Here is a 19,242-nt window from a genome sequence, read left to right on the forward strand (position 1 = left end):
GCCCGACCATGAAGGAGTTCGCACCACTAACAGGGGGAGGCAAACCCGTGACAAGCATCTCGACCCCGGCCCGCCGCCAGATCGAGCGGTTCCTGGAGTTCTCCGACCACGTCGGCGGCCTGGACGAGGGCGACGTGCTGGCGCTGCTCAGCGACCGGGGCATCACCACGCTGGAGGCGCTCGTCAGCGAGGCCGTCAACGCGCCGCGTTCCGCCCCGCCCATCCAGATGGACGCCGCCCAGGCGCTGAGCAGGCCCGCTGCCGTCTCGACCCAGCCCGTCACCCACCCTGCGCCCGCCATGGCGGTGGTCGTGGACGGCGTCGAACACGACCCTCGCGACCTGTCGCGGTTCGACGGCCGTCCGCTGACCTACATCTACGGCACCGAGCGCCTGGTCGCGCTGACCGACGACAGCGCGCTCAACGGCGCGGCGTGGGCGGCCTCGCAACTGCGCGCGGCCGACCCCCGCCCAGCGACGCAGGGCCAGGTCCAGATGTTCGAGCACGTGGACTACGGCGGCGACTGGTTCTGGTGCGGCGCCCGCCAGGCGCACAACGACCTGACCAGCGTCCACCACGGCCCGCTCCACCTGCACGACTGGAACGACGTCATCAGCTCCATGGGCAGCACGAACAACTCCGTCCGCTACTACGAGCACATCAACTTCAGCGGCAGCTCCCTGTTCGTCCAGCCCTTCGCCGACATCCCGACCCTCGTCCCCAGCGGATGGAACGATCGCATCTCCTCCGTCTGGAACCTGGGCTGACCGCCCGGCCGCGGCAGCAGGACGGCACACCACCTGCCCGCGGCCGACCGAACCCCTCCTGCCCGGCGAGCCGTAGCGAGAACGCCGCCGGGACCCGCGAGCCCGCTCTGCGCGAGCGGGCTCGCGGCTTTTCTCGGCAAGGTCCTACTGGCGCTGCCCCAGCAGTTTGGCGAGGATCGCGCTCAGCTGGGCGCGCTCGTCGGAGGTGAGGGCTTGGAAGGTGTCGTCGAGGAAGGCCGGGATCGAGGCCTGGGCCGCGGCGAGCCGTCGCCGCCCCGAGTCGGTGATGGTGACGGCGTAGGAACGCCGGTCACGCGGGTTGCGCTCCCTGCGGACGTGGCCCTCCCGCTCCAGGTCGTCGCAGACGCCGACCATGACGCTGCGGTCGATCCGCAGCTCCTCGCTGAGTGTCTGCTGGGAGCAGGGGCCGACGGCGTCGAGCATCTGGAGCACGAGATGCTGACCGACCCCGAGACCTTCCTCGGCGGCGTGCGCGTCCGCGGCGCGGGCCACGGCGGCCGAGGCCCGGCACAGCGCGATGTCCAGCCGCTCGGCGGCGAGTCGCGGGAAGTACGCCGCCCCACGGTCCGTCGTCCTGGTCGTCGCCGCCATCGCTCTCCTTCCGGGTGAGCCGCCAGTCTAGCGCACATCCATCTCGTCTCAGATCGTTTGGCATAAGATGATTGGCTGGCAAACGGTCTGCCTGCCGCCCGCTGTCGCCGCCGATGAGCGATGATGGCGATCATGGCATTGATGACGGAGTTCACGGAGTTGTTCGGGGTTCGGCATCCGATCGCGCTGGCCCCGATGGGCGGCTCGGCCGGCGGAGCGCTGACCGCGGCCGTCTCCAACGGCGGCGGGCTGGGACTGCTGGGCTCCGGGAACGGAGATCCGGACTGGCTGGCCCGCGAGCTGCCGATCGTCACGCGGAGCACCGACCAGCCGTGGGGTGTCGGCTTCCAGGTCTGGGCGACCGACGTCGGCGCGGTCGAGCGGGTGCTGGAGCACGGCCCCAGGGCGGTGATGCTGTCCTTCGGCGATCCGCGTCCGTTCGCCGAGCGCGTCCGGGCCTCCGGCACGTCGCTGATCATTCAGGTCACCGACCTGGAGGAGGCCCGGCAGGCGATGGACGCGGGCGCCGATGTCATCGTGGCGCAGGGCACCGAGGGCGGCGGGCACGGGGCCCGGCATGGACGGTCGACGCTGCCGTTCGTACCGGTCGTGGTGGACCTGGTGGCTCCGGTGCCGGTGCTGGCCGCGGGCGGGATCGCCGACGGTCGCGGCGTGGCCGCGGCGCTGGCTCTGGGCGCCGCCGGGGCGCTCATCGGCACCCGATTCCAGGCCACCGCCGAGGCCCTGGTCGACCCTTCGGTCACCAGGTCGATCGTCGAAGGCCGCGGGCAGGACACCAGCCGCAGCCGGGTGCTGGACATCGCCCGCGGCTCCAAGTGGCCCTCGAAGTACACCGCCCGCACCCTCGGCCACCCGTTCATCGATCGATGGCTGGGCCGGGAAGCGGACCTGGCCGGGGATCCCCAGGCCAGGCAGGACTACCAGGACGCCGTGGCACGCGGGGAGGTGCCCGCGTTGCCGGTGTGGGCCGGCGAGGCCGTCGATCTCATCACGGACCTGCCGCCCGCGGCCGACCTCGTCGCCCGCCTGGCCGCGCAGGCCGAGAACGCGCTGGCCCGCGCGGGCAGAAGGCAGCCGGAAAGCTGAGCGGCGTCAGGCGGCGGCCGGTACGAGGCGGCGGTTGCGTACGAGCCAGACGGCGCGCTCCAGGTCGGGCGTCATGTAGCGGTCGTCGATCAGAGGGGTGATGTGCTGCCGGATCTCCGCGTGCAGGGACCGCGTGACGGGGCCGAGCGGGAGGCCCTCCATCTTCTGCGCGATGAGGTCGATGCCCTGGGCCGCCATCATGTACTGGACGGCCAGGACGACCCCGAGCCGGTCCAGATTCTGCTGCAGGTTCCGGACCGAGGCCATCGCCATCGTGTTGTGGTCCTCCTGCCCGTCCTTGACCGGCCGGGAAAGCGTTCCCGCCGGCGTGGCCCTCACCTGCATCTCCGGGACCAGCGCGGCGGCCACCGTCTGCACCTGCACCATGCCGGAGTTGAGGCCGACGGTCCCGCCGGCGAGGTTGGCGGGCAGGCCGTAGCTCCACTTGGGCGACAGCAGCCGCCCCGACAGCTCCTGCGACAGCACCCCGACGTCGGTGATCTCCGCGTTCAGGGTGTCGGCCAGGTGTCCCATGATGGAGGCGTCCCAGTTGCCGCCCATCACGAACTCGTACCCCTGCCCGTCCCCGCGCAGGAAGACCAGCGGGTTGGAGGTCGAGGAGTTGGCCTCCCGCACCAGGGCGCGGCGCGCCTCGGCCAGCGCGTGCCGCAGCCCGGCGAGGATGTGCGGCGCGGCCCGCACCGACACCGCGTCCTGGATGCGCGGCTCGTAGTTCGCCGGGTCGAGGCGCTTGCGGCCCTCCTCCGTCATCCAGCCCGAGCCCGCGACCATCGCGCGCAGCCGCGTGGCCACCGCGTCCTGCTCGGGGATGTGGCGTTCCTTGTGGGTACGCGCGTCGAGCGAGCCCTGCTCGGCCCTGGTCGCCTCCATGAACAGGGCGAAGGCGCCCTCCGCCTGGTCGGCGAGCGTGGTGGCCCGGTAGACGGCGTTCATCAGCACGGCGGCCACGACGGTGCTGCCGCTGATGATGGGCAGCGCCTCCCCCGCCTGGAAGACGAAGTCCTTGGGCAGCCCGGCCTGCGGCAGGATCTCGGAGGCGGGTCCCTCCCGGCCCAGGTAGCGTACGGGCGCGTTCTCGCCGGCCGCCGCGAGTCCCGCGGCGGCCTGCGGCTGGAGGTCGCCGGTGCCCAGCGACCCGATCTGCGGCATCCGCGGGATGACTCCGGCGTTGACCATGGACAGCAGGCGCTGCGGCACCTCGGGCCGCACCCCGTACGTTCCCCTGGCCATCTGGTTCGCCTTGAGGATCAGGGCCAGCTTGGCCACGTTGTCGGGCAGCGGCTCGCCGACGCCCGCGGCGTGGGAGCGCAGGACGTTGTGCTGGAACTGCTCGGCCTGTTCGGGCGTGAGGGGGCGGTCCTTCAGCGGCCCGAGCGCCTGGTTCCAGCCGTAGACGCGCTGGTTGGCCAGGGCGGCCAGCGCCCCCTGCCGGGTCTGGTTCATGGTCGCCGGCACGGTCGCCGCGAGCTGTGCGGTGACGGGGCGGCCCGAGAGGACCGCGAAGGCGTCCCGCAGCGAGAAGGAGCTTCCGTCCAGGACCAGGCTCAGCGGCCGCGGCGGCGGTGCCGCCGCCGTGGGCGGGCGTTCGGGGGTGGCGACGGCCTGGCCCGGTACGAACATGGCGACGAGCAGGACCGCACCCGCGGCTGCTCGTCCAACTTTGGTGGTCAACGTGTCCCCCGGCCTTCGCGACGCGGATCAGCAACGCTCCCTTTTAGACACGGGACGGGACGGCGCAGAAGACGGCTCGGCAATGGCGGGACAAATGCTGACTCACCCTCGACCGGTCCGTGACAGGCCGTCTTCGAGGTGACCCGATACCTTGCCACACAAGGCATGCTGCGGGCCGAGTGGAGCGGCCTGGTGGACGCCATGCGACAGCTACTCGACACCCTTGGCGAGGTGCAGGAATGAGCGACGAACAGCGGATCATCGACGACTACGCGGAAAGGGCCGGACGGCACCTGACCGGGCCGGCCCGGGAGAGGGTGAAGGCGGAGCTCGTCGATCACCTGTCCGACGCGGCGGAGGCGGGCGAGCTGGCCGAGGCCCTGAGCCGGCTCGGCACCCCGGAAGAGGCGGCGGCGGCCTTCGCCGAGATCGGCTCCACGCCGCCGGGCTGCTCTACACCCTGGGCGTGCCGCTCGCCCTGGCCTGGTCGATCGTCGGGCTGGGGCTGCTGGAGGCGTGGACCGGCACGACGCCGGGCAAGCGCGCCATGAAATTACGGGTGGTGACCGAGGCCGGGCTGCGCATCCGTCCGGTCGCCGGCATCGTGCGCAGGCTCAGCCTGCTGCTGGGGCCGTTCGTCTGGTTGGACTGGGCTCCCGTGGTGTGGGGCGACCGGCGGCGGGTGCTCGATCACCTGGTCGCGACCAAGGTCGTCAACGCCCAGGTCAACGACGTTTCCGCGAGGTAGGCGAGGGGATGATTCCGAACCGTCTGGGATCGCGGCAACCGCTGACCTTCTGGTCTTAGGGGGAGCGATGGAGTTCCATGTCGAGGCGCGGGAAGGCGAGGAGCCGCACCACCAGTGGTGTCTGGTGTACGAGGTCGAGTCGTCCCGGGTCGTCCACCTGCACCAGCACGTCGCCATCAGCCCGGACGCGGCCCTGGCGAAGGAGCAGTTGGCCGAGGCGGCCCTGGCGCAGGTGCCGTCCGGCGTCTCCCGAGAGCGCCTCGCCGTCGCGCATCCGGCTCCCGGCGTGGAGTTGGGCCCGGACATGACCTATGTGATCGATCCGGAATCGGGCCGGGTGGCCGCCAGGCCGGACGCGAAGACGTTCTACGAGCCGCGCTGAGCCGGGTCCCGCGTGCTCATGCCGGTGCCGCGGCCGTGGCGGCGCGAAGCTTGCGCGGGTGCAGCAGCTTGGCCCGCGACGCCAGGATTCCGCCGGCGGACCCGGCGTCTTGAAGGGCGGCCGTGAGCCAGTCGACGCTCACCGGCTGGCCGTCGCCCTGCTTGATCAGCAGATCGCCGGCGGCCCGGGTGGAGCTCACCGCCCTCAGCCAGGGATGGACCCACGTGGGGACCGGGAAGGTGACGACATCGCCTCGATCGTCGCGCATGGTGACGAGCACCAGCGGGCAGTCCGAGCCGTGACCCACGGCGTGGAGGTCCTCGCTGGTCAGGCTCGCCAGCGTGGCCACGCTGGCGCCGGTGGCCTCGATCAGGGCGACGGCCACCGCTTCGGCCACGCGGCCGTCCGCGGCCAGCCGGGAGGCGCCGTGGCGCAGCAACCGCCGCTCCTCGCGCGTGACCACGAGCGACTGGGGCTCATCGGCAGGCGTGGAGCCGCCGTCGCCCTGCCGGATCGCGCCGATCGACCAGGCGAACCAGTAGAAAGAGGACAGGGCGCGGTGCTTCCTCGCCACGGTCGCGCCGGAGAGGGCCCGGCCGGGGTTGCGTACACCGACGGTGAGAGCGCCGATCCGGGCCTGCTCGCTGTAGGCGTCCAGGTGATCGCCGGTGGCGGCGAGCAGCCCCAGGCCCGGCTCCACGGCCTGCAGCCAGCGCAGGAACCCGGCCAGGGTCTGCAGGCACGCCTGCCGCGTGGCCGTGCTCGGCCGGTCCAGCAGCCAGGCGGCCACCGTCCGCCGGGTGTGACAGTCCAAGGCGTCGAGGAGCTCGACGTCGGCGCGGGGCCGCAATCCGGCGATCTGCCCGACGCCGGATACGGCTTCCGCGCGAGGAGGCGGCGTCCCGGCCCCGCGACGGCGCGCGGCTCGGGTCCCGGCCGAGTCCTCGTCGGCCGGCGCGTCTGCTCCTCCGGCGGGTGCGTACGACATGCTCACCACGCGCGCGCCGGTGAGACTTCGGCGCGGCGGGGTCGTCCCGCGCCGGTGGCGCACGGCAGAGCCGCATGGCCGCGCGTCGGCGACGCGGCGGTCGCGAAGACATGACCGCCGCAGTCGGCACTCAGACCAATCATCATCGTGTTGATCTTCTCATGGATGGAGGCGCGCTGTCGCATGCGATCGATCCCATGGGCCGCTCTTCCTGAAGGCGTCTAAAGCGGTCTGCATGCGGCCGTCAGGGTGCTGAAAGAGCGTTGCAGGCGCTCTGCCCATCAATGGTGACGCAAGCCTTCGTCAGCCTTCGTCACCCAGGAGCACCCGATGAAGCGCACCATCAGAACGCTGCTCGCCGTCACCGCCACCGCCGGCGCCCTCGCCGTGGGTGTCCCGCCCTCAGTGCCGCAGCGGACGCCTCGACCTCGTCCTCCGCAGGCACGCTCGACGGCCTCAGGCAGGCCCGGCCCTTCCTGTTCACCTACACCTTCAACGGGCACCTCAAGGTCGCCGGCGGCAATTTCACCGTCGACCGCCGCGTCTACCTGGCCGTCAAGTACAACACCGGCCGGGTGGCGTTCTCCAGGTGGGAGATCGCCCGGCCGCATGCCGTCACCCCCGGCGGGGCCGTCTACGTGGAGACGACGATCGCCGCTCCCTGCGCCGGGAGCAAGAACGGGTACGCGGTGGCGTACGACGAGGCCACCCGGACCTGGTCCCCTCGCCTGCAGGTGACGATCTGCCAGCGGATCGACTGACGCTTGTCGCTCTTTTCCGTGACATGTCCATCGCAATGGGTAACAACATTGCGGGGAAGCCACACGGGGAGAGCCGATGAAGGGATACGACGTCGAGGGACCGGCGCTGGAACTCGGGGCCCTGGTGCGCGAGGACGGCACCGCCGACCCCTCGGAACAGATCCGCATCTCTCTCGGCATGCTGAACCGGCACGGACTGGTCGCCGGCGCCACCGGAACGGGGAAGACCAAGACCCTCCAGCTCATGGCGGAGCAGCTCGCGGCCCAGGGAGTCCCGGTCTTCCTGGCCGACATCAAGGGGGACCTGTCGGGGCTCGCCTCGCCGGGCACGACGTCCGAACGCGTCACCCGGCGGGCCGCCGAGGTGGGGCAGACGTGGCAGCCCATGGCCTGTCCGGCGGAGTTCTTCTCCCTGGGCGGCCTGGGGACCGGAATCCCGATCCGCGCCACCATGACCGCCTTCGGGCCGACCCTGCTCGCCAAGGTCCTCGGCCTCAACGAGACGCAGGAGTCGTCGCTCGGCCTGATCTTCTATTTCGCCGACAAGCACGGGCTGCCCCTGCTCGACCTCAAGGACCTGATCGCGGTCATCCGGTATCTGACCGACACCCCGGAGGCGCTGAGCGGGATCGGCGGGCTGTCGGCGGCGACGGCGGGCGTCATCCTCCGGTCGTTGACCAACTTCGAGGCGCAGGGGGCGGAGGCGTTCTTCGGCGAGCCGGAGTTCGACGTGCGCGACCTGCTCCGGGTGACCGGCGACGGCAGAGGCATGGTCTCCGTTCTCGAGCTGCCCGCCGTGCAGGACCGGCCGCAGCTGTTCTCCACCTTCCTGATGTGGCTGCTCGCCGACCTCTTCCACGTGCTCCCCGAAGTGGGCGATGTCGACAAGCCGAAGCTCGTGTTCTTCTTCGACGAGGCGCACCTGCTGTTCGACGACGCGTCCAAGGCGTTCCTGCAGGCGATCACCCAGACCGTGCGGCTGATCCGGTCGAAGGGCGTCGGCGTCTTCTTCGTCACCCAGACGCCGAACGACGTGCCGTCCGACGTGCTGGCCCAGCTCGGCGCGCGCGTGCAGCACGCCCTGCGCGCCTTCACCCCGCAGGACGCCAAGGGGCTCAAGGCCACCGTCTCGACCTTCCCGGCGTCCTCCTACGACCTGGAGCGGCTGCTCACCGAGCTCGGCATCGGCGAGGCCGTGGTCACGGTCCTGTCGGAGACGGGCGCCCCGACCCCCGTGGCCTGGACGCGCCTGTGCGCGCCGCAGACGCTCATGGCGCCGTCGAGCCCGGACGTGGTCCAGGGCATCATCGCCGCCTCGCCGCTGCAGCAGAAGTACGGTACGGCGGTCGACCGCCAGTCCGCCTACGAGATCCTGTCCGCGAAGCTGGCCGAACAGCAGCAAGCCGAGGAACCCACCGCCGAAGCCCCACGTGAGCCGGCGCGGCCCAGGGAGCCGGAGCCGAAACGGTCCACGCTGGAGAGCGTGCTGGAGTCGAAGGAGTTCCGCTCCATGGCGCGGTCGGCGGCCTCCGCCCTCGGCCGGGAGATCACCAGATCCATCTTCGGCACCGCCCGCCGCGGACGGCGCTGACCCGGAGCACGTCCGGCCAGGCCGTCCCAGATCAGACCGGCGGCGAATCGGGCTCGGAGGTGACTCACAGTGATCGGCTTGGAGCGGAAAGCGGCTTTACCCTCTTGACGGCGCGTGTAAGGTGCTCGAAGTGCCTGATCAGCATCCGCGACAAGGGTGATTCGCATGTCATACCCCTCCCACGATGGCTACGATCGCCGCCCGGCTCCCGCCCGGCCGAGGGTGAATCCCGCGCGAGTGTGGGGAGGCGGCGTGGCGGCCGCCGTGGTGGCCGCACTGATCGTGGTGGTCGGAGTCATGATCAGCAAGAGACTGCTCGGCATCCGCGTCCTCACCCCCGACGGGGCGCCCGTCTACGGCAGCTCGGCGACCACGGGATACGCGATCTCGGCCGCCGCCCTGGCGCTCATCGCCACGCTGCTGCTCTACATCCTCATGCTGTCGACCCCTGAGCCGAACAGGTTCTTCGGCTGGATCGGCGGGCTCGGCGCCGTCATCATCACGCTCCTTCCGTTCATGAACTCCGCGGCCCTCATCCCGCAGATCGCCACGGCCGTCATCAACCTGATCATCGGCGTCGCGATCGTCTCGCTGCTGGCGTCGATCGGACGTACGGCCATCGAGGAGGTGCCGGATCAGGCCTCGTACCCGTACGAGGAGCCCCGCGGATATGAGCAGCCTCGCGGATACGAACAGCAGCGGGGATACGAGCAGCAGCGCGGATACGAGCAGCAGCGGTATGAGCAGCCCCGGCACGAGCGGTCGCGCGGATACGAGCAGCGCGGATACGAGCGCCGGGACCACAACCCGTACGACTGACCGCCCGGTCCGACCACCGGTTTCGGATGCCGCAGAAGGCCTCGACCCGCGGGCGGGTCAGGTGAGGGCCGGGTAGTCGGTGTAGCCGCGGTGGTCGCCGCCGAAGAAGGCGGCCGGGTCGGGGGTGTTGTACGGGCCGCCGGCCGCGAGGCGGGCGGGCAGGTCGGGGTTGGCCAGGAACATCGAACCGAAGGCGATCATGTCGGCGGTGCCGTCCTCCACCAGGTCCAGCGCGTCGGGTCCGGTGGGGGCCGGATGGGTGAACGGGTTGAGGATGAGCGCGCCGGGCCAGTCCTTGCGCAGGCGGCGGGTCAGGTCGCGGTCCGCGCCTTCCACCAGGTGCAGGTAGGCCAGGTCGAGCGGGACCAGCCGCGCCACGAGAGCGCCGTACGTCTCCTCCACATCATCCTCGGCGATGTCGTTGTAAGGGTTGCCGGGCGAGAGGCGAAGGCCCACCCGCTGCCCGCCGATCGCCCCGGCCACGGCGGTGGCCACCTCGGCGGCGAAGCGGATGCGGCCCTCGGCCGAGCCGCCCCAGGCGTCGGTGCGGCGGTTGCTGTTGGGGGCGAGGAACTGCTGGATCAGGTAGCCGTTGGCGCCGTGGAGCTCCACCCCGTCGAACCCGGCGGCGATCGCGTTGCGGGCCGCGGCGGCGAAGTCGTCGACGGTCCGGCCGATCTCGGCCTCGGTCAGCTCCCTGGGAGTGACGAAGTCCTTGGGGCCCTCGTGGGTGTAGATCTGCCCCTTGGCCGGCACGGCGGAGGGGGCGACCGGGTGCAGGCCGTCGGGCAGGAGGCTGGGGTGGCCGATCCGGCCGGTGTGCATGATCTGCGCGAAGATCACACCGCCCGCGCCGTGTACGGCGTCGGTGACCTTCCGCCAGGCCGCGACCTGTTCGGCGGAGTGCAGTCCGGGGGTGTCGGGGTAGCCCTGGCCGACCACCGACGGCTGGGTGCCCTCGGTGACGATCAGGCCGGCGCCGGCCCGCTGCGTGTAGTAGGCGGCCATCAGCTCGGTCGCGCCGGCGCCGGGGCCGTAGGCGCGGCTGCGGGTCATGGGGGCCATGACGATGCGGTTGGCCAGGCGCTTGCCGCCCAGTTCGTAAGAGTCGAATGCCGTTGGCATGATCACATTCCTTGTTGAGAGTTACTACGTAACGTTACCTGTTCGAGCAAGTAAGTTGGCGGATCCATTCCGGGTGGCCGCGTGATCCATGTCACGCATGGCGAGAAGCCGTTCCGATAGGATCAATGCTTGTTCGAGCAGCCACGTTCACGGGAGAGGCCGATGGGCCCAGCGAAGAAAGCCGCCGAGATCGCGGCGACGGCCGACACGCCGCTGCCGCCCTCCGTCCAGGCGGGCCCGCTCAACCACGCGATCATCCGCGTCGCGCGCCTGCACCGCATGCTCGCCGCCCAGCTCCTGCGCCGCGTCGGCCTCCACCCCAGCCAGGAGCTGGTCATGATGCAGCTGTGGGACCGCGGCCCCCAGCGTCAGACCGACCTGGTGCGCATGCTCGGCTCCGACGCCGCCACCATGACCCGCACCATCCAGCGCCTCGAGCACGCCGGCTTCGTCCGCCGCCACCCCTGCGCCACCGACAGACGCGCCACCATCATCGAGCCCACCCCCGCCAGCCAGGCGCTGCGCCACGAGGTCGAGAACATCTGGGCCGAGCTCGAGAGCAGCGTCGCCGGCGGCCTGACCCCCGATCAGCAGGCCGACGCGCTCGACGTGCTCGAACAGATCGAGGCCGGCCTCGCCCGCGCCACCACGCAGAGCACCTGAGCGGTCTTGCTCACTCTCCGCCGGATCGGGGCGTCAGGCGGATGATCGGCAGTTCCCGGTCGGTCTTCACCTGATACTGGGCGAAACGGGGTGCGGCGGCGACGATCTGCTGCCACGCCTGTTCGCGTTCCGCGCCGTGGAGCTGCTCGGCGACCACCGGCACCGTGCGGCCGTCGACCTCGATCCGCACCTGGTCGGGGTGGGCGGCGAGGTTGTAGTACCACGCCGGGTTCCCCACCGCCCCGGCCGCCGAGGCCACGATCAGCCGACTGCCGTCCTTCCCGGGGAACCAGCCCACCGGCGTCGTACGCTCCAGCCCGCTCTTGCGGCCGACGGTCGTCAGGATCAGGGCGTTGAAGCCCATGAACGTCCCACCGCCCTTGCGCCGGAGCCGTCTGGCCATCAGCTCGTTCAGCCATCGGAACGCCCGGCCGGCCGGCTGGCGGGCGCCCCGGGTCCCCGCGGGGGTGTCGAAGCTCATGCGATCTCTCCATCGTCGGTCGGGTGGACGGTGCGGCGGACCTCGACCTCGCGGTCGTGGCCGAACGGCAGCCCCTCCAGGTTGAAGCTCCACGACACCGCGGGGGTGATCCGCATGTAGGACGCGAGCCCGAACTGGCCCTGGCGTTCGACGAGTTCGGCCTCGCCGTAGATGCGCAGGTAGCGCGGCGTCCACGGATCGGTCGAGGGCAGGTCGTCGATGACGAGCGCGACCTTGGTGTTCCCGTCCCGCACGTTGCGGAACTTCCTGGTCCTGTCCGGATCGATGCCGCCGACGTACACGTGCGTCCCGTCGAAGTCGAACCCCACCGGCACCACGTCCGGCTGGCCGTCGTCCGAGACGGTGGCGATGCGGGCCAGTCGCTGGGACCGCAGGTAGCCGATCTCTTCTTCGCTGAAAGACATGCTGAACCCGTTCGTTAACGGAGCGTACTGTATGCGGCATTAACTATATGCCCCATGTACCGTAGTGCCGTGAACAAGACGGCGCAAGCAGGGCTGGAAGACGCGACGGAGGCACGCCACATCGGCGACCCGCGGACGGACGTCGCCACCGCGCTGCACCAGCTCTCCACCCTGGTGCAGGGCATCTACCTCCGCGTCTCCGAACGCCACGACCTGACCCCCGTCCAGGCCAGGCTCCTGTGCGTCCTGCTCGACGGCCCCCGGGGCATGGCCGAGCTCGCGCAATGCTTCGGCGTGGAGAAGGCCGCGCTCACCGGCCTCATGAACCGGGCCGAGCGGCGCGGTCTCGCCCAGCGATCAGCCGTGCCGGGCGACCGGCGCGCGCTGCAGGTGACGCTGACCGACGCCGGTCATGAGGCGGCGATGGCGTTCCATGCCGAGGTCAGCGTGGAGCTCGACCGTCTCGTCGCACCGCTCGCGCCCGACGTCCGCGAGCGCTTCGGCGACACGATGGCCGAGATCATCGAGAAGTGCCGGGGGTCGGGCGGCTGCGCCGGACACCGCTGACCTCCGCGGGCCCCCGAAGGCTCAGGAGGCGTTAGTCCGGAAGGAGGAGCGGTAGGACTGCGGCGTGACGCCGACGACGCGCTTGAACCGCTCCCGGAACGCGGTGGCCGAGCCGAACCCGGCCTGCGCGGCGATGCGTTCCACGCCGTGGTCGGTGTTCTCCAGCAGGAACTGCGCCCGTCGTACGCGTGCGCGCAGCAGCCACTGCAGCGGCGTGGTGCCGGTCTGCTCGCGGAAGCGGCGGCTGAAGGTCCGCTCGCTCATCCCGCCGCGCAGGGCCATCTCCGCCAATGTCACCTCCTGGGCGAGGTTGTCCTCGATCCACGACAGCACCGGCTCCAGGAGCGACCCCTGGGGCACCGGCGGCTGGGCGTGGACGATGAACTGCGCCTGCCCGCCCTCCCGTTCCAGGGGCATCACCGACAGCCGGGCCGAGTCCGCGGCGACCGCCGAGCCGAAGTCCCGCCGGATGATGTGCAGGCACAGGTCCAGGCCGGCGGCGGCCCCGGCCGAGGTGAGGATCTGGCCGTTGTCGACGTACAGGACGTCGGGCCGCACCTCCACCAGCGGGAACCGCTGGGCCAGCCGGTGCGCCGCCGCCCAGTGCGTGGTCGCGCTCAGCCCGTCCAGCAGCCCGGCCTCGGCGAGGGTGAACGCCCCCGCGCAGATGGAGGCGATCCGGGTGCCGGCGGCGGCCGCCGCGCGCAGGGCGTCGAGCACCTCCGGCGCGGGCGGGGCGGCCCGCTCGGAGCAGCCCGGCACGACGATCGTGTCCGCCTCCCGCAGCGCCCGCAGGCCGTGCGGGGCGATGAGCGTGAAGGCGTCGCCGGCCACCTGCGGCGTCGCGGCGCAGACCAGGATCCGGTACGGGCTGCGCCCGTCCGCCAGCCGGGCCCGCCCGAACACCTCGATCGGCGTCGCCAGGTCGGCCGCCACCACATGGTCCAGAGCCAGGACCGCCACCGTGTGCATGAGGACACGGTAGGCGCTCACGGGTTCGGGCCGGATGGCGGGAACCCGTGGGAAATTGTCGATCCAGCCCATGGGGAGCCATGGCCGCGCGCTCTAGCGTTGCGCTGCGAGAACCGGAGAACCCCAACCTCAGAACGGATTGCCACACCCCATGTCCGTCATCATGCCGATCGTCATCGGGCTGATCTGCGTTTCCCTCCTGTCCCTGATCCCCGAGCCGAAACGGCGCCAGGTCAACGCCGTGCTCGTCGGCGGGGCCGGCGCCGCCTACCTCAGCGGGGGCGGACTCGGATATTGGGAGTTCGTCCTGCCGGTCGTCATGACCTACGTCGCCTACCGGGGGCTCGACAGCTGGACCTGGATCGGCATCGGCTGGCTGCTCCACACAGCCTGGGACGTCCTGCACCACCTCCAGGGGAACCCCCTCCTGCCCTTCGCCGCCCTTTCCTCCTTCGGCTGCGCCATCTGCGACCCGGTCGTGGCGCTGTGGTGCTTCGCGGGCGGGCCGTCGATCGTCAAGTGGTTCCGCGCCCGCAAGGCCGCGACGCCGCAGGCATAGGGCCCCGGTCAGTCCAGCCCGCCGCGTTTGACCAGCTGGGCGGCGATGACGTTGCGCTGGATCTCGTTGGTGCCCTCGCCGACGATCATCAGCGGCGCGTCGCGGAAGTAGCGTTCCACGTCGAACTCGGTGGAGTAGCCGTAGCCGCCGTGGATGCGTACGGCGTTGAGCGCGGCTCTCATGGCGGCCTCGGAGGCGAACAGCTTCGCCATGCCGGCCTCCATGTCGCAGCGCGCGCCGCTCTCGTAGCGCTCGGCGGCGTGCAGGATGAGCTGGCGGGCGGCGGTGAGGTCGGTGGCCATGTCGGCGAGGTGGTTGCCGACGGCCTGGTGCTTCCAGATGGGCTTGCCGAAGCTCTCCCGCTCCTGCGCGTAGCGCAGGGCGTCGTCGAACGCCGCGCGGCCCACCCCCAGGGCCCGGGCGGCGACCTGGATGCGGCCGACCTCCAGGCCCTTCATCATCTGCGCGAAGCCGCGGCCCTCCTCGGCGCCGAGGAGGGCGGTGAGCGGCGCCCGGTGGTCCTCGAAGACCAGCTCGCAGCTCTCGACACCCTTGTAGCCGAGCTTGGGCAGGTCGCGCGAGACCGTCAGGCCCGGCCCGTGTTCGATGAGCAGGATGGAGACGCCCTTGTGGCGCGGCCGCGCGGAGGGGTCGGTCTTGCACATGAGGGCGATCAGCTGGGAGCGGCGGGCGTTGGTGATCCATGTCTTGGCGCCGTTGACCACGTAGTCGTCGCCGTCCCGGCGGGCGGCGGTGGTCATGGCCTGCAGGTCCGAGCCGCCGCCGGGTTCGGTCAGCGCCATGGTCGCGCGGATCTCGCCGGTCGCCATCCTGGGCAGGTAGTGGTCCTTCTGCTCCCGCGTGCCGAAGGCGAGGATGAGCTTGGACACGACGGTGTGCCCGCCCATGGCGCCGGCCAGGCTCATCCAGCCGCGGGCGAGCTCGGCGGTGACCAGGGCGTAGCACGGCATGGACACCGGTGCCTCGCCCCAGGGTTCGGGGATGGCCAGGCCGAAGATGCCCAGCCGCTTCATCTGCTCGATGAGCTTGTCCGGGTATGCGTTGGCGTGTTCCAGGTCGCGGGCGACGGGCCGGACCTCCCGCTCGACGAAGTCGCGGACCGTGTCGACGACGGCTTGTTCCTCGGTGGTGAGCCCGGTGTTGAGCCCAGTGTTAAGCATGGTCCTGCGTCCTCTGCTGATCTTGTGGGCGGTGCCGAGCACCCCGCCCGAACCGGCGGCGTTGATCGGCCATCTAACCAACCATGACAGCAGACCCGCTGCGTCCGGGGGATCCGTCGAGGCTGGGCCGCTACCGGCTGGCGAGCAGGCTCGGCTCGGGCGGCCAGGGCGTCGTCTACGAGGGCTACGACGAGGCGGCCAACCGCGTGGCGGTCAAGGTCCTGCACGCGTACCTGTCCGGCGACTCTCCCCTGCGCCGCCGCTTCACCCGGGAGGTGACCGCCGCGCGGCAGGTCGCCTCGTTCTGCACCGCTCGCATCCTGGATCACGACCTCGAAGGCGAGCGCCCCCACATCGTCAGCGAGTTCGTGCCCGGCCCGAGCCTGCGCGCGGCGGTGGCGGAGGGGGCGCCGTTCTCGGGTGACCCGCTGCACCGGCTGGCCGTGGGCGTGGCCACCGCGCTGGCCGCCATCCACCAGGCGGGCGTGGTGCACCGCGACCTGAAGCCGGAGAACGTCCTGATGGGGCCCGACGGGCCACGAGTGATCGACTTCGGCATCGCCAGGGCGGCGGGCCTGTCGATGACCTCGACGGGCGAGCTGGCCGGGACCCCGATGTACATGGCGCCGGAATTGTTCTCCGGGGGCCGGGCCGAGCCGGCGGCCGACGTGTTCGCCTGGGGCTCGGTGGTGCTGTTCGCCGCGACGGGGCGCGACGCGTTCACCGCCCCGACGACGATCGCGGTCATCAACCGGCTGCTCAACCACGATCCTGACGCCGATGTCCTGCCCGAGGGACTGCGCGAGCTGGTTCGCGCCGCGCTGTCCAAGGACCCGGCCGCGCGTCCTTCCGCGCAGCGCCTGCTGCTGACGCTGCTCGGCGGCGAGCACACGACGCTGGCGGAAGGCGCCGAGGCCGCCGCGGGGGTGCGCCCTTCCGGCGGACGGGCCGCCGACCCGGCGCTCGGCGCGGTGGCCGAGCGGTTCTACGCCGGGCTGCCGGCGTCCGAGCGCGAGGTCGCGCGCGATCTGCTGCTGCGGCTGGTGGACGTCCGCGACGGCGACGAGACGCCGCGCACCGCCACCCTGGACGAGCTGATCGAGGTACGGCACGAGGCCGCCGAACGGGTGCTCGCCGCGCTCGAGGAGGCCACGCTGGTCCGCCGCCAGGGAGACGGGGTCGTCATCGGCAGCGCCGCCCTGCTGTACGCCTGGCCCCGGCTGCACGAGTGGGTGACCGGCGACCGCGACGCGCTCGGACGCCACCGCGAGCTGGGCGAGGCCGCCCGCCGCTGGGCCCGTGGCGGCCGCCGCCCTGAGGACCTCCTCCGCGGCACCGCCCTGCGCCACGCGCTGGACTGGACCGCCGCCACGCACCTGACCCTGAACTCCACGGAGCGCGAGTTCGTCGAGGCGAGCAGGGCCGGGTCGGCGCGGCAGAGCAGGCTGCGGCGCCTGGTCACCACCGGCGTGGCGGTCCTGCTCGTCGCCTCGCTCACCGCCGGCACCCTCGCCTGGCAGCAGTCGCGCAGGAGCGACGAGGCCGGCAGGCGCCTGGCCGAGGAGCGGTCGCAGGCCGCGGCGCGGCGGGTGGCGCTGCAGGCGGACGCGCTGCGCGGGACCGACCCGGTGAAGGCGATGCTGCTCAGCGTGGCGGCCTACCGCATCGCGCGGGTTCCCGAGGCACGCTCGGCGGTGCTGAGCTCGCTCGCCCAGCAGGAGCAGTCGGTCTTCACGGATCCCGCCCCGGCCAACGAAGGGCGGGCGCTGAGCCCCGACGGCCGCACGCTGGTCAGCGCGGGCGCCGGCCGGGTGACCGTCTACGACGTGGCGACGGGGCGGCCGGTCAGGACCTTCGGCGGCATCGGCGAGGCGCCCGTCACCGCCGCGGTGGGTCCGGACGGAGACACACTGGCCCTCGCGGGGGGTCGCGGGCTGGAGTTGTGGAGCCTGCGAACCGGCCGGCGGCTGGGCGAGGGCGGCTGGATGCCCGGAGGCTCGACGAGCAACGACGGCCGCCCGGCGAGCCTGGAGTTCAGCCCCGGCGGCGGCTACATCGTCGTGCGCGCCAACCTGGGCGGGCCGTACGTCGCGCTGTGGAACGTGGCGCGGCGGGCGCTGGAGAAGCAGGACGGCTACGTGAGCCACGCACGCGTCGGCCCCGGCGACCGCTTCGCCGCCCTCGAGATCACCGAGCACGACACCGTGACGACGCTGCGGGCGTTGCCGGGAGGGGGAACGCCGGCGGGCGAGCGGCTCCCCGGCCGTGGCCTGCCGGGGCAGGTCACGGCCATCAGCCCCGACGGCGCGCTGGCCGCTGTGGGCGGGCGGAAGGGCACGACGCTGTGGAGCCTGTCCACCGGCACGCGGGACCGGCGCAGCTTCCCCGGCCCGGGCACCGAGGCCGCCTTCAGCGACGACGGCCGCTTCCTGATCACCTTCGACAACTGGGCGGGCGGCCGCATCACCCTGTGGCGGCTGAGCGACGCGGCCCCGCTTCTGCGGCTCACCGTCGCGTCCAAGATCGTCGGGACTCCGCGGTTCGGCCCCGGGAGCCGTACGCTGAGCATCCTGGACGACGCCGGGCAGGTGACCACCTACGACATCAGCCGGCAGACCGGCCCCCGGCGCATCGCGCCCGCCGGCGCTCTGCAGCCGCGGTTCACCGCCTCGGGGGGCCTGCTGCTCGCCCGGACGGGCGACGCCGTGCGCGGCTGGTCGGTGCCCGGGTTCACCGAGACCCGGCGGCTCGACGTCGGCAGGGAGGGCGAGCCGATCATGCGGGTCAGCCCCGACGGGCGCACGGTCGTCACGATCTCCTCGGAGGATCTCACCACGGGACCCACGTTCTGGGACGCGGCATCCGGGCGGAAGCTGGGCCGCCTGACCCTGCAGATGACGGACGTCAGGGCGGACATGCAGATCAGCCCCGACGGCCGGCTGCTCGCCCTCAGCTCGGCCATGGCCGGCGACTACACCGGCGCGGGCGAGGTCGTGGTCGTCGACATCGCGCGGCGCGAGCGGGTCATGCGGTTCGGCCCGGTCGCGGGCGGCCCGCTGTCCTTCAGCTCCGACGGCAGGTTCCTGGTCACCGCCGACGCCGCGGGTGCCGACGTCATCGATCTGGTCACCCGCAGGGTGCTCCCCCGCGGGCAAGGCCCCGGGACGCTGGCCGTGGGGTGGATGGTCCTCGCGCCGAAGGGTCCGCTCGGCGTCTCGCCGTACGGGAGCAGGGCGGTGGTCCTGTGGGACACCCGCACCTGGCGTACGACGGGTCAGGTGTTCAGGGTGCCGGGAGACGTCGTGGGGGTCAGGTTCTCCCCCGACGGGCGGGTCCTGGCGGTCGCCCACGACACCAGGGTGACGCTGTTCGACACGGTCGCGGGCCGGCAGCTCGGCGCCGCCTGGACCGTGACCACCGGGGCGTTCGATCCGTACGAGCTGCACGACCTCATGCCGGCGCTCGCCTTCACGGCCGACGGCTCGGCCCTGCGCGTCGTGGGGCTCGACGGCGCGTTCCAGGAGCTGCCGGTCGACGCCGCGCCGGCCGTCCGGACCGTGTGCGAGCGGGCGGGCCGCCGGCTCACGCAGGCGGAGTGGCGCGAGCACGTGGGAACCGACGTGGGTTATCAGGAGGTCTGCCCCGCTTAGGTGAGGGTTACCCCATGGCGGACTGGAGTGCCGGCTTCAAGCGTCCGGGCTGGACCGCGAGCTGATCGAACTGCGCCGGGACCTCCACCGCCACCCCGAGATCGCGGCTCAGGAACAGCGGACCGCCCATCGAGACCGGTTACCCGCACTTC

Annotated in this window: 20 protein-coding genes; 11 read left to right on the plus strand and 9 right to left on the minus strand. The window is 71.9% G+C overall.

Annotation, left to right across the window (positions count from 1 at the left end; translation table 11 throughout):
• Positions 1-47 precede the first annotated feature (47 nt).
• Positions 48-767 carry a hypothetical protein gene (locus AB0L65_RS06170; RefSeq protein ID WP_364240905.1) on the plus strand — a complete coding sequence of 240 codons (720 nt, stop codon included), beginning with the start codon at positions 48-50 and terminating at the stop codon, positions 765-767.
• Positions 768-911: 144 nt separating this feature from the next.
• Here AB0L65_RS06170 and AB0L65_RS06175 read toward each other — a convergent pair whose 3' ends face one another.
• A complete protein-coding gene (locus tag AB0L65_RS06175; RefSeq protein ID WP_364240908.1) occupies positions 912-1,379 on the minus strand; it encodes a MarR family winged helix-turn-helix transcriptional regulator in 468 nt (155 codons plus the stop codon).
• Between the two features lie 132 nt (positions 1,380-1,511).
• Here AB0L65_RS06175 and AB0L65_RS06180 point away from each other — a divergent pair, with 132 nt between their 5' ends.
• Entirely contained in the window at positions 1,512-2,486 is a 975-nt protein-coding gene (locus AB0L65_RS06180; protein ID WP_364240910.1) for a nitronate monooxygenase, read from the plus strand.
• 6 nt (positions 2,487-2,492) lie between these two features.
• On the opposite strand, the gene AB0L65_RS06185 is transcribed toward AB0L65_RS06180, so the two are convergent.
• Entirely contained in the window at positions 2,493-4,178 is a 1,686-nt protein-coding gene (locus tag AB0L65_RS06185) for an aromatic amino acid ammonia-lyase (RefSeq protein ID WP_364240913.1), read from the minus strand.
• 223 nt (positions 4,179-4,401) lie between these two features.
• On the opposite strand from AB0L65_RS06185, the gene AB0L65_RS06190 reads away from it, so the two are divergent.
• Positions 4,402-4,926 carry an RDD family protein gene (locus tag AB0L65_RS06190; protein ID WP_364240916.1) on the plus strand — a complete coding sequence of 175 codons (525 nt, stop codon included), beginning with the start codon at positions 4,402-4,404 and terminating at the stop codon, positions 4,924-4,926.
• A 67-nt stretch (positions 4,927-4,993) separates the two neighbouring features.
• Entirely contained in the window at positions 4,994-5,308 is a 315-nt protein-coding gene (locus tag AB0L65_RS06195; protein WP_364240919.1) for a hypothetical protein, read from the plus strand.
• Between the two features lie 16 nt (positions 5,309-5,324).
• Here the strand turns inward: AB0L65_RS06195 and AB0L65_RS06200 are convergent, their stop codons facing one another.
• Positions 5,325-6,296, minus strand: a complete 972-nt coding sequence (locus AB0L65_RS06200) for a hypothetical protein (RefSeq protein ID WP_364240922.1) — start codon at positions 6,294-6,296, stop codon at positions 5,325-5,327.
• Positions 6,297-6,298: 2 nt separating this feature from the next.
• Complete coding sequence (locus tag AB0L65_RS06205) at positions 6,299-6,481, minus strand: hypothetical protein (protein ID WP_364240925.1); 183 nt, start codon at positions 6,479-6,481, stop codon at positions 6,299-6,301.
• A gap of 99 nt (positions 6,482-6,580) precedes the next feature.
• Between AB0L65_RS06205 and AB0L65_RS06210 the strand changes: the two genes are divergently transcribed.
• The 3 genes from AB0L65_RS06210 to AB0L65_RS06220 all read left to right on the plus strand — a co-directional run bounded on the left by AB0L65_RS06210 (position 6,581) and on the right by AB0L65_RS06220 (position 9,467).
• Positions 6,581-7,057, plus strand: a complete 477-nt coding sequence (locus tag AB0L65_RS06210) for a hypothetical protein (protein WP_364240928.1) — start codon at positions 6,581-6,583, stop codon at positions 7,055-7,057.
• Positions 7,058-7,133: 76 nt separating this feature from the next.
• Positions 7,134-8,648, plus strand: a complete 1,515-nt coding sequence (locus AB0L65_RS06215; RefSeq protein WP_364240931.1) for a helicase HerA-like domain-containing protein — start codon at positions 7,134-7,136, stop codon at positions 8,646-8,648.
• 165 nt (positions 8,649-8,813) lie between these two features.
• On the plus strand, positions 8,814-9,467 hold the full coding sequence (locus tag AB0L65_RS06220; protein ID WP_364240934.1) for a DUF6069 family protein: 654 nt from the start codon (positions 8,814-8,816) through the stop codon (positions 9,465-9,467).
• 57 nt (positions 9,468-9,524) lie between these two features.
• On the opposite strand, the gene AB0L65_RS06225 is transcribed toward AB0L65_RS06220, so the two are convergent.
• On the minus strand, positions 9,525-10,592 hold the full coding sequence (locus AB0L65_RS06225) for an alkene reductase (protein ID WP_364240937.1): 1,068 nt from the start codon (positions 10,590-10,592) through the stop codon (positions 9,525-9,527).
• 162 nt (positions 10,593-10,754) lie between these two features.
• Between AB0L65_RS06225 and AB0L65_RS06230 the strand changes: the two genes are divergently transcribed.
• Entirely contained in the window at positions 10,755-11,255 is a 501-nt protein-coding gene (locus AB0L65_RS06230) for a MarR family winged helix-turn-helix transcriptional regulator (protein ID WP_364240940.1), read from the plus strand.
• 10 nt (positions 11,256-11,265) lie between these two features.
• Here the strand turns inward: AB0L65_RS06230 and AB0L65_RS06235 are convergent, their stop codons facing one another.
• On the minus strand, positions 11,266-11,736 hold the full coding sequence (locus AB0L65_RS06235; protein ID WP_364240943.1) for a nitroreductase/quinone reductase family protein: 471 nt from the start codon (positions 11,734-11,736) through the stop codon (positions 11,266-11,268).
• Positions 11,733-12,161 carry a PPOX class F420-dependent oxidoreductase gene (locus tag AB0L65_RS06240; protein ID WP_364240946.1) on the minus strand — a complete coding sequence of 143 codons (429 nt, stop codon included), beginning with the start codon at positions 12,159-12,161 and terminating at the stop codon, positions 11,733-11,735. Before AB0L65_RS06240 ends, AB0L65_RS06235 begins: the two co-directional genes overlap by 4 nt.
• A gap of 69 nt (positions 12,162-12,230) precedes the next feature.
• Between AB0L65_RS06240 and AB0L65_RS06245 the strand changes: the two genes are divergently transcribed.
• A complete protein-coding gene (locus tag AB0L65_RS06245) occupies positions 12,231-12,728 on the plus strand; it encodes a MarR family transcriptional regulator (RefSeq protein ID WP_364240949.1) in 498 nt (165 codons plus the stop codon).
• A 21-nt stretch (positions 12,729-12,749) separates the two neighbouring features.
• Here AB0L65_RS06245 and AB0L65_RS06250 read toward each other — a convergent pair whose 3' ends face one another.
• Positions 12,750-13,700, minus strand: a complete 951-nt coding sequence (locus AB0L65_RS06250) for a helix-turn-helix domain-containing protein (protein ID WP_364240952.1) — start codon at positions 13,698-13,700, stop codon at positions 12,750-12,752.
• Between the two features lie 151 nt (positions 13,701-13,851).
• Here AB0L65_RS06250 and AB0L65_RS06255 point away from each other — a divergent pair, with 151 nt between their 5' ends.
• A complete protein-coding gene (locus AB0L65_RS06255) occupies positions 13,852-14,259 on the plus strand; it encodes a DUF6010 family protein (RefSeq protein WP_364240955.1) in 408 nt (135 codons plus the stop codon).
• 8 nt (positions 14,260-14,267) lie between these two features.
• On the opposite strand, the gene AB0L65_RS06260 is transcribed toward AB0L65_RS06255, so the two are convergent.
• Positions 14,268-15,440, minus strand: coding sequence for an acyl-CoA dehydrogenase family protein (locus AB0L65_RS06260; protein ID WP_364240958.1), 1,173 nt, complete (start codon positions 15,438-15,440; stop codon positions 14,268-14,270).
• 83 nt (positions 15,441-15,523) lie between these two features.
• Between AB0L65_RS06260 and AB0L65_RS06265 the strand changes: the two genes are divergently transcribed.
• Positions 15,524-19,090, plus strand: coding sequence for a serine/threonine-protein kinase (locus tag AB0L65_RS06265; RefSeq protein WP_364240961.1), 3,567 nt, complete (start codon positions 15,524-15,526; stop codon positions 19,088-19,090).
• Positions 19,091-19,242: the final 152 nt, after the last annotated feature.

This window comes from Nonomuraea sp. NPDC052116, assembly GCF_040680035.1.
Lineage (GTDB): Bacteria > Actinomycetota > Actinomycetes > Streptosporangiales > Streptosporangiaceae > Nonomuraea > Nonomuraea angiospora_A.

Excerpts from the sequence above, each read along its gene's own strand:
- AB0L65_RS06175 (WP_364240908.1), bottom strand. The coding sequence starts at position 1,379 with ATGGCGGCGACGACCAGGACGACGGACCGTGGGGCGGCGTACTTCCCG.
- AB0L65_RS06180 (WP_364240910.1), top strand. The coding sequence starts at position 1,512 with ATGGCATTGATGACGGAGTTCACGGAGTTGTTCGGGGTTCGGCATCCG.
- AB0L65_RS06195 (WP_364240919.1), top strand. The coding sequence starts at position 4,994 with ATGGAGTTCCATGTCGAGGCGCGGGAAGGCGAGGAGCCGCACCACCAG.
- AB0L65_RS06200 (WP_364240922.1), bottom strand. The coding sequence starts at position 6,296 with ATGTCGTACGCACCCGCCGGAGGAGCAGACGCGCCGGCCGACGAGGAC.
- AB0L65_RS06205 (WP_364240925.1), bottom strand. The coding sequence starts at position 6,481 with ATGCGACAGCGCGCCTCCATCCATGAGAAGATCAACACGATGATGATT.
- AB0L65_RS06210 (WP_364240928.1), top strand. The coding sequence starts at position 6,581 with ATGGTGACGCAAGCCTTCGTCAGCCTTCGTCACCCAGGAGCACCCGAT.
- AB0L65_RS06215 (WP_364240931.1), top strand. The coding sequence starts at position 7,134 with ATGAAGGGATACGACGTCGAGGGACCGGCGCTGGAACTCGGGGCCCTG.
- AB0L65_RS06220 (WP_364240934.1), top strand. The coding sequence starts at position 8,814 with ATGTCATACCCCTCCCACGATGGCTACGATCGCCGCCCGGCTCCCGCC.
- AB0L65_RS06225 (WP_364240937.1), bottom strand. The coding sequence starts at position 10,592 with ATGCCAACGGCATTCGACTCTTACGAACTGGGCGGCAAGCGCCTGGCC.
- AB0L65_RS06230 (WP_364240940.1), top strand. The coding sequence starts at position 10,755 with ATGGGCCCAGCGAAGAAAGCCGCCGAGATCGCGGCGACGGCCGACACG.
- AB0L65_RS06235 (WP_364240943.1), bottom strand. The coding sequence starts at position 11,736 with ATGAGCTTCGACACCCCCGCGGGGACCCGGGGCGCCCGCCAGCCGGCC.
- AB0L65_RS06240 (WP_364240946.1), bottom strand. The coding sequence starts at position 12,161 with ATGTCTTTCAGCGAAGAAGAGATCGGCTACCTGCGGTCCCAGCGACTG.
- AB0L65_RS06250 (WP_364240952.1), bottom strand. The coding sequence starts at position 13,700 with ATGCACACGGTGGCGGTCCTGGCTCTGGACCATGTGGTGGCGGCCGAC.
- AB0L65_RS06255 (WP_364240955.1), top strand. The coding sequence starts at position 13,852 with ATGTCCGTCATCATGCCGATCGTCATCGGGCTGATCTGCGTTTCCCTC.
- AB0L65_RS06260 (WP_364240958.1), bottom strand. The coding sequence starts at position 15,440 with ATGCTTAACACTGGGCTCAACACCGGGCTCACCACCGAGGAACAAGCC.
- AB0L65_RS06265 (WP_364240961.1), top strand. The coding sequence starts at position 15,524 with ATGACAGCAGACCCGCTGCGTCCGGGGGATCCGTCGAGGCTGGGCCGC.